Annotated in this window: 7 protein-coding genes; 4 read left to right on the top strand and 3 right to left on the bottom strand. The window is 74.9% G+C overall.

What is annotated here, in order from left to right:
- A partial coding sequence (locus EBM89_RS11270) for a LiaF domain-containing protein (protein WP_233571684.1) occupies positions 1-757 on the top strand: 757 nt, incomplete at its 5' end.
- Positions 757-1,500 carry a hypothetical protein gene (locus EBM89_RS22110; protein WP_122149524.1) on the top strand — a complete coding sequence of 248 codons (744 nt, stop codon included), beginning with the start codon at positions 757-759 and terminating at the stop codon, positions 1,498-1,500. The genes EBM89_RS11270 and EBM89_RS22110, both read left to right, overlap by 1 nt.
- A 71-nt stretch (positions 1,501-1,571) precedes the next feature.
- Here EBM89_RS22110 and EBM89_RS11260 read toward each other — a convergent pair whose 3' ends face one another.
- A complete protein-coding gene (locus EBM89_RS11260; RefSeq protein WP_122149523.1) occupies positions 1,572-2,069 on the bottom strand; it encodes an aromatic ring-opening dioxygenase LigA in 498 nt (165 codons plus the stop codon).
- 283 nt (positions 2,070-2,352) lie between these two features.
- Between EBM89_RS11260 and aroD the strand changes: the two genes are divergently transcribed.
- The gene (aroD, locus tag EBM89_RS11255; RefSeq protein ID WP_122149522.1) at positions 2,353-3,159 is read left to right on the top strand and encodes a type I 3-dehydroquinate dehydratase; all 807 of its coding nucleotides are present in this window, start codon (positions 2,353-2,355) and stop codon (positions 3,157-3,159) included.
- Between the two features lie 106 nt (positions 3,160-3,265).
- On the opposite strand, the gene guaA is transcribed toward aroD, so the two are convergent.
- Both guaA and EBM89_RS11245 read right to left on the bottom strand, forming a co-directional pair.
- Entirely contained in the window at positions 3,266-4,837 is a 1,572-nt protein-coding gene (gene guaA, locus EBM89_RS11250) for a glutamine-hydrolyzing GMP synthase (protein ID WP_122149527.1), read from the bottom strand.
- Between the two features lie 75 nt (positions 4,838-4,912).
- Entirely contained in the window at positions 4,913-5,317 is a 405-nt protein-coding gene (locus EBM89_RS11245) for a MerR family transcriptional regulator (protein ID WP_199732072.1), read from the bottom strand.
- Between the two features lie 189 nt (positions 5,318-5,506).
- On the opposite strand from EBM89_RS11245, the gene EBM89_RS11240 reads away from it, so the two are divergent.
- The gene (locus tag EBM89_RS11240; protein ID WP_158609647.1) at positions 5,507-6,694 is read left to right on the top strand and encodes an acyltransferase family protein; all 1,188 of its coding nucleotides are present in this window, start codon (positions 5,507-5,509) and stop codon (positions 6,692-6,694) included.
- Positions 6,695-6,697: the final 3 nt, after the last annotated feature.

Below are 6,697 nucleotides of genomic sequence, written 5' to 3'. Positions count from 1 at the left end.
GCCGTCACGCGGCTGGGCCCCGCTGCCGCCGCCGTCCGGGCCGCCGCCGTACCACCACGGCAGCCCGCGCCCCCCGAAGCCGCCGAAGCCGCCGCGCCGCGGCCCGGGCGCCACGGTCGTGGGCGTGGTCGTCGCGGTCGTCCTGCTCGGCCTGGCGGGCCTGCTGCTCGCCGAGCGCGCCGGGGTGTACGACGGCCCGATCGCCTCGGTCGTCCTCGGTGGCGGCGTCCTGCTCATCGGCCTCGCGATCATCGTGTCCGGCCTGCGGGGCCGCACCGCCGGGGGTCTGACCGCCCTCGCCATCATCGGCATGCTGATGGCCGGGCCGACCGTCGCGTTCTCCGACACCGCCCGCTGGTACGGCTGGGACTGGGACGAGGCCCGCAGCAGCGCGTTCCGGGACGTCGACACCGTCGTCCAGACCCGCGCCGAGGCCGAGGACGGCATCTCCTCCGGCGTCGGTGACGTGACCCTGGACCTCACCGAGGTCCCCCTGTCCGGCGAGACCCTGCGGGTCCCCGTCAGCGGCGGCATCGGCGACATCCGGGTGATCGTGCCCGAGGACACCGCCGTGGTCGCCGAGATCACCTCCGGCGTCGGCAGCGTCCGCTGGGACGTCGACGGCCGCGAGCAGACCACCGACGGCTTCGGCAACAACCCGACCTTCCGCTCCGACGCCGTCGTGGACGGCCAGGACCCCGCGCTCGAGCTGCTCGTCCAGGTCGGCGTCGGCTCCATCACCATCGAGGAGGACTGATGAGCACCACCGGCCCCACGCCCCGTCCGGCCGACGGCACCGACGGTGCCGACAGCACCGACGACGCCACGCAGGTCATCGAGACCGGCGGCCGCGCCCGCACCGAGGACGACGCGACCCAGGTCATCGAGACCGGGAGCAGCACGCGGGTCGTCGAGACCGGCGACGAGACGCAGGTCATCGAGACGACCGGGGACACCCGGGTCATCGAGACCGGCGGCGACACCGTCGTCATCGAGTCCGCCGAGGGCACCGAGGTCGTCGAGACGGAGGTCGCCGCGGCACCCGGCGAGGACGACCCGGGCACGCCCGGCCCCGAGCCGGTGCGGACGACCGCGTTCGCCGCGACGCCGAGCACGCCGCCCACCCCCGCGCCCACCGCTCCGACGCCCACGGCCGACCCCTACGGCAGCGCGCCGTACGGCACGTCCCCGTACGGCGGCGCGGCCCCGGCGCCCGCGGGACCCACGGGCCCCACCGGCACGGGTCCGTGGACGGCCTCCGCGCCCGCGCCGGCTCCCGTGCCGGTCCCCGAGGACCGCGGTCCCCGGTCCGGGACGGTGGTGTGGGGCCTGGTGGTCGCCGCGATCGGCGTGGGCATCCTCGCGATGGCCGCCGGTGCGCGGATCGACGCCCAGCTGGCGCTGATCACCCTGCTCGCCGGGGCTGGCGCGGCGCTGCTGGTCGGGTCCGTGGTGAGCGCCGCGCGGCGCCGCGGCCGGGAGCGTGCCGCCCGAGGCTGACACGACGGCACCGACGACGAGGGCCGGTACCCGTGCGGGTACCGGCCCTCGTGCGTGGGTGGTGCTGCGGCTCAGGCCTTGATCGGCTCCGTGCCGGAGACCGGGGAGGCGGGGCGGGAGTCCACGACCGTCGCGACCTTGCGGCCCGCGAGGACCCACAGGGAGTAGCCGACGAGGACGAACAGCACGCCGAGGCCCATGACCAGGGCGGCGACGCCGAACGCCACGACCGAGGTGAACAGCGAGGCCCGCAGGAAGGACGCGTTCATCGCGGTGGCCCGCAGCGGGTCGTCCTGCTCGAGCTCGGCGTAGGTCTTGCCGTCCGTCGCCTTGAGCGCGTGCTCGTTGATGATGTCGGCCTGCGCGAACGCGGTCCACGGGCTGGTGACCTGCTGGCCGCCGAACGCCGCCGCGTCCTCGGAGACGGTGATGTTCTCCTCGGCGAGCTGGCTGGAGACCATGCCCCAGGTGACGCCGCCGGCGATGAGGAGGACGAGACCCGCGATCGCGGAGAGGATGCCGATGACGCGGACAGCCTTCGAGCCGCCCGTCGCTGCCACGGTAGACATGTGGTTCTCCCTTTCAGATACCCCCGGTGCGGACCGGTCGTCGACCGGTCCGGTGGAACCTGCGAGCCCCACGAGGAAGAGACTGCTACCCCCTGGCGCCGCGAGGCAGGACGTAGGTCATGCCTACAGCACCGCACCCGCTTCGTGACTGGGTTCACGAAGTGCGGATTCCTGCAGATCGGGCCCTACGTCCTACGACCTGGCACCTGTTCAGCCTAGGACATAGGTCCTGGTCGTGGGCAGGTCGGCGGACCGCCGCGCGTGTCGGCTAGCCTCGGCTGCCATGGCGACCGAACCCGAGGACGGCACCCCCGCGCCGCTGCCCGTCACGGTGCGCGGCACCACCCTCGGCGCCGGCCGGCCCGCCGTGGTCGTCCCCCTCACCGGGGCCACCGTCGAGGCGCTGCTCGCCGAGGTCGCCGCCGTGCTCGCCGTCGCCGAGCAGGTCGACCTGGTCGAGTGGCGCGTCGACCACCTCGCCGCCGGGCTCGCGCCCGCCGACGTCGTCGCCGCCGGGCGTGCCGTGACCGGCGCCCTCGACGCCGCGCCGCGCCGGCTCCCGCTCCTGGTCACGATCCGCACCACCGCCGAGGGCGGCTCCGCCGACGTCGACCCCCCCGGGTACGAGGCGGCGCTGCGCGCCGCGGTCGACGCGGGGATCGCCGACCTGCTGGACGTCGAGGTCGCGCGCGACGCCGCCACGGTGGACCGGGTCGTCGCCCGCGCCCACGCCGCGGGCGTGCCCGTCGTCGGCTCGCACCACGACTTCGACCGCACCCCGCCGCGCGAGCAGATCGCCGCGACCCTGCTCGCCATGGCCGACCTCGGGGCGGACGTGCTCAAGGTCGCCGTCATGCCGCACGACCCGGGTGACGTGCTCGCGCTGCTCGGCGCCACCTGGGACACCACGCGCCGCACCGGCCGACCCGTCATCACCATGGCGATGGGCCCGCTCGGTGTCGCCTCCCGCGTCGCGGGCGGGACGTTCGGGTCCGCGGCGACGTTCGCGGCCGTCGGCGCCGCCTCGGCCCCGGGGCAGGTCGGGCTCGCCGCGCTGCGAGCCGCGCTCGACGTGGTGCACCCCGCCTGACGCACGCCCCCACCCGACACGCCCCCGCCCGACGCACGACGGCCCGGCACCCCAGGCGGGGTACCGGGCCGTCGGCGCGGCGCGGCCGGTCAGGCCGCGCGCGGGGTCACTCCCACTCGATGGTGCCCGGCGGCTTGCTCGTCACGTCGAGCACCACGCGGTTGACCTCCGGCACCTCGTTGGTGATGCGGGTGGAGATCGTCGCGAGCACGTCGTACGGCAGGCGGGTCCAGTCGGCGGTCATCGCGTCCTCGGAGGACACGGGGCGCAGCACGACGGGGTGGCCGTAGGTGCGGCCGTCGCCCTGGACGCCGACGGAGCGGACGTCCGCGAGCAGCACGACCGGGCACTGCCAGATCTCGCGGTCCAGCCCGGCCCGGGTGAGCTCCTCGCGGGCGATGACGTCCGCGGCGCGGAGCACGTCCAGGCGCTCCTGGGTGACCTCGCCGATGATCCGGATGCCCAGGCCGGGGCCGGGGAACGGCTGGCGCCAGACGATGGCCTCCGGCACGCCGAGCTCGAGGCCGACGGCGCGGACCTCGTCCTTGAACAGCGCGCGCAGCGGCTCGACCAGCTCGAACTGCAGGTCGTCCGGCAGGCCGCCGACGTTGTGGTGGCTCTTGATGTTGGCCGCGCCCTCGCCGCCGCCGGACTCGACGACGTCCGGGTACAGCGTGCCCTGCACGAGGAACTTGACCTCCTCGCCGTGCTCGCCCGCGGCCTCCACGATGCCGCGCGCGGCGTCCTCGAACACGCGGATGAACTCGCGGCCGATGATCTTGCGCTTGGTCTCCGGGTCGGTGTGCCCGGCGAGCGCGGTGAGGAACTGCTCGCGGGCGTCCACGACGACGAGGTTGACGCCGGTGGACGCGACGAAGTCCTGCTCCACCTGCTCGGCCTCGCCGGTGCGCAGCAGGCCGTGGTCCACGAAGACGCAGGTCAGCTGGTCACCGACGGCCTTCTGCACCAGGGCGGCCGCCACGGAGGAGTCGACGCCGCCGGACAGGCCGCAGATGACGCGGGCGTCACCCACCTGGGCGCGGATGCGCGCGACCTGGTCCGCGATGACGTTGCCCGGGTTCCAGTCGGCGGCGAGCCCGGCACCCTCGTAGAGGAAGTGCTCCAGCGTGCGCTGGCCGAGCGGGGAGTGCTTGACCTCCGGGTGCCACTGCACGCCGAACAGCCGCCGCTCGCGGTTCTCGAACGCCGCGACCGGCGACCCGGCGGACGTCGCGAGGACGTCGAAGCCCTGGGGCGCCTCGTGCACGGAGTCGCCGTGGCTCATCCACACGGTCTGCTGCTCGGGGCTGCCCGCGAGGACGGTGCCGCCCGCGACGACGTCGACCGGGGTGCCGCCGTACTCGCGGTTGCCGGTCTGCGCGACGGTGCCGCCGAGCGCCTTGGCCATCGCCTGGAAGCCGTAGCAGATGCCCAGGACGGGCACCCCGGCCTCGAACAGCGCGGGGTCCACGAACGGGGCGCCCTCGGCGTACACGGAGGACGGGCCGCCGGACAGGATGATCGCCGCGGGGTCCTTGGCGAGCATGTCCGCGACGGTCGCCGTGTGCGGGACGATCTCGGAGTAGACGCTGGCCTCACGCACCCGGCGTGCGATCAGCTGCGCGTACTGCGCGCCGAAGTCGACGACGAGGACGGGGCGCGGCTGGTCGCCGGGCACGGGGTCGGGCTGGGGTGCGGCGGGCGTGGCGGAGGCGTCGGTCACGGCACCAGGGTAGTGCGCCCCGCGGACGGGTCAGGACCCGGACCGCTCCCCGATGCGGCGCTGCCGGCTGATCTCCTTGCGGAGGCTCTCGTGGAAGTCCTCGGCCACGGCGAGCTGCTCGCGCAGCGCCCGCGACCGCTCCTCCGCGGCCAGCCGGTACATGACGAGGCGCTCCAGGAGGGCCTCGTGCTCCTCGTCGGCGATGCCGGGCTCGTTCAGCTTGTCGAGCACGCCCAGCAGGTCGCCCATCTCGTCCAGGGAGAAGTCGAGCGGCTTCATGCGCTTGATCAGCTCCAGCCGTGCGATGTCGGGCTCGGTGTACAGGCGGAAGCCGCCGTGCGTGCGGGCCGAGGGCCGGACCAGGCCGACCTCGCCGTAGTAGCGGATCGTGCGCAGGGACAGGCCGGTGCGCTCCGCGACCTCGCCGATCTGCATGTGCTGCAGGGACACGGTGGCACCTCCTTCCGGCAGCGGCCGCCAGCATAGCCACCGGCGGACTCCGTGGACATCGACCCTCCTCTCACGTCAGCGTCCGGGTCGTGCTGTGAAGATCCCGTGCGGGCCGTCACCCGCATGGCGGAGCCCGGTTCCCAAACTGCGCATATCGGGCATACCTTCCGTTACGTGAGGGATGACGCAGCGCGCACGACGCACCCGCCGTCCACGGACGGGCTCCCGGCCACCGGCCACGCCGCCGCCGTGCCCGCACCGCACCCCGGCGCCTCCGCCGGCATCCCCGGGAACGCCCGGCCCTCCGGCCGGCTCGTCGGGCTCGACGCGCTGCGCGGCCTCGCCGTCGGGCTCGTCCTGCTCAACCACGCCGCCCCCACCGTGTTCGGCGCGGCCGGGGTCCTCGGCGTCACGCTCTTCTTCGCCCTGTCCGGCTGGCTCATCACCGGGGTGCTCGCCCGCGACCTGGAGGTGCACGGGCGCATCCGGTACGGCCGGTTCTACGGGCACCGCGCGCTGCGCCTGTTCCCGCCGCTGCTGCTCATGCTCGCCGGGTACGTCGTGGTCGAGGGCGTGTTCGACGTGCTCGGCGAGGCGCACCTGGTGCCCGAGTCGCTGGTCGCCGCGCTGACCTACACGATCAACGTCCCCGGGCTGCCGCACGGCAGCGAGTCGCTGTACCACTTCTGGACCCTGGCGACCGAGGAGCAGTTCTACCTGGTGTGGCCGCTGCTGCTCGCCTGGGCGTGGCGGCGCGGGCTGCTGCGCGGGGCCGTCGCCGTCGCCGTGACCGGGACGCTGCTGCTCTGCATCGTCACGCTGCTGCTCATGGCGCCGGACGTCGCGCGCGTCTACGCCCTGCCGACGTCCTGGGGCGCCGCGCTGCTCATCGGCTCCGCCGGGTACCTCGGCCGCACCGCCCTGCTGCGGACGCTGCCGCAGACCGTGCGCGCCCGCCGCGCCATCACCGGCGGCACCGTCCTCGCGCTGCTGGCCGCGACGCTGCTGAGCGGGATCGCTGGGCACACCGCCTGGTACCTGGTCGGGGTGCCGCTCGTGGCCACGGCGACGGTCGTGCTGATCGTCTACGTCAGCGGCTGGGAGCGGCTGCCCACGCGGCTGCTGCGGCCCGCCGTGTGGCTGGGCACCGTCTCGTACGCCGCGTACCTGTGGAACGGCGCCATCGTGCGGTGGCTCGACCACCCGACCGACCTCGGCGGCATCGCCCTCGGCGTCGGCCTCACGCTGCTCGCCGCGACGGCGAGCTGGTGGCTGGTCGAGCGACCCGTCGCGCTGTGGCGCGCCCGCCGCGCCCGCGCCGCCCGGGCGCGGGCGGCCAGCGAGGTCGGCGCGACCGCCTGATCC

This window comes from Cellulomonas triticagri (genome assembly GCF_003696205.1).
GTDB lineage: Bacteria > Actinomycetota > Actinomycetes > Actinomycetales > Cellulomonadaceae > Cellulomonas > Cellulomonas triticagri.
Note: the sequence above shows the minus strand (reverse complement) of the source record. Positions and strands in the feature narration are given on the sequence as shown.

Excerpts from the sequence above, each read along its gene's own strand:
- EBM89_RS22110 (WP_122149524.1), top strand. The coding sequence starts at position 757 with ATGAGCACCACCGGCCCCACGCCCCGTCCGGCCGACGGCACCGACGGT.
- EBM89_RS11260 (WP_122149523.1), bottom strand. The coding sequence starts at position 2,069 with ATGTCTACCGTGGCAGCGACGGGCGGCTCGAAGGCTGTCCGCGTCATC.
- aroD (WP_122149522.1), top strand. The coding sequence starts at position 2,353 with ATGGCGACCGAACCCGAGGACGGCACCCCCGCGCCGCTGCCCGTCACG.
- EBM89_RS11245 (WP_199732072.1), bottom strand. The coding sequence starts at position 5,317 with ATGCAGATCGGCGAGGTCGCGGAGCGCACCGGCCTGTCCCTGCGCACG.